This is a genomic window from Streptomyces sp. NPDC051555 (genome assembly GCF_044454405.1).
GTDB lineage: Bacteria > Actinomycetota > Actinomycetes > Streptomycetales > Streptomycetaceae > Streptomyces.
The window spans coordinates 1-1,247 of sequence record NZ_JBITDP010000124.1; the positions used below are offsets into that span (position 1 = coordinate 1).

At 64.0% G+C, this 1,247-nt stretch carries 1 protein-coding gene; it reads right to left on the reverse strand.

What is annotated here, in order from left to right:
* A partial coding sequence (locus ACIBEA_RS44645) for an IS256 family transposase (RefSeq protein ID WP_399270331.1) occupies positions 1-1,198 on the reverse strand: 1,198 nt, incomplete at its 3' end.
* Positions 1,199-1,247: the final 49 nt, after the last annotated feature.

Below are 1,247 nucleotides of genomic sequence, written 5' to 3' on the forward strand. Positions count from 1 at the left end.
CGCAAGCCTGTGCCGCTCTCCGGTAGCGCGCGTTCAGACTCTCGATCGCGTTGGTTGTGTAGACGACCTGCCGGATCGCAGGCGGCAGGGAAAGGAACGGGACGAACTCGTTCCAGGACCGTTCCCAGATCCCGCCGATCGATGGATAGCGGCTGTCCCACTTCTCCTTGAACTCTGTGAGCCGGCACCGGGCCTGTGTTTCATCGACGGCCGTATAGACCGGCTTGAGATCCCGGGCGATCTCGGCCGTATCGCGACGCGATCCGTAACGCAGACTGTTCCGGATCAGGTGAACCACGCACGTCTGCACGACCGTTTGGGGCCAGATCGCGGTAACGGCCTCGGGTAGCGCGGTGAGACCGTCACAGACCACCATGAGGACGTCCCTCACGCCGCGGTTGCGGATCTCCGTCAGCACGGTCTGCCAGTACTTGGCGCCCTCGCCACCCTGCCCGGTCCACAGTCCCAGGATCTCCCGGTAGCCGTCCGCAGTGACCGCGATCGCCACGTAGACAGGCCGGTTGGCCACCTGGCCGTCCCGAATGCGCACATGGATCGCATCGATGAACACCACCGGATACACCGAATCGAGAGGACGGGTCCGCCATTCCGCCATCGATTCCAGCGCCTTGTCCGTGATCGTCGAGACCGTTTCCTTCGACGTGGTCATTCCGTATACCTCGGCGAGATGCGCGACAATTTCCCCGGACGTCAGCCCCTTCCCCGTGAGCGAGAGGACCATTTCATCCAGAGCGCCGGTCCGGCGGGCGTACTTCGGCACCAGTCCCGGGCGGAAGGTTCCGAACCGGTCACGCGGCACGTTCACCACCACCGGGCCGACCTCGGTCATCACCTTCTTCGCCCGGTAACCGTTACGCATGTTTCCGCCCGAACGCGATCCCCGGCCGCCCACCCGCACCGATTCATCGGCCAGATGCAGATCCATCTCCGCCTCGAGCGCGGCTTGCATCAAATGCTGAGCGAGCTCGGGAAGAATGCCGCCCTCGCCCATCAGTCGAAGACCGCCGGCCGCGGTCTTCTCCGCCGCGAGCACGGCCAGTTCTTCCAGCAGTTCGACCGACAGACCGTTCTCGGATACCGGCATCGCCTTCACACCAGAACCCTCAGCACTCTCGCCGCCGCTGGCAAGCGACACACCGCCGGCCATCCCGATCGAGTGACCCGTCGTCATACCCATCAGATGACTCCTTCGAGGAAGGAACCCACCTAATTCATGACACTCCCGA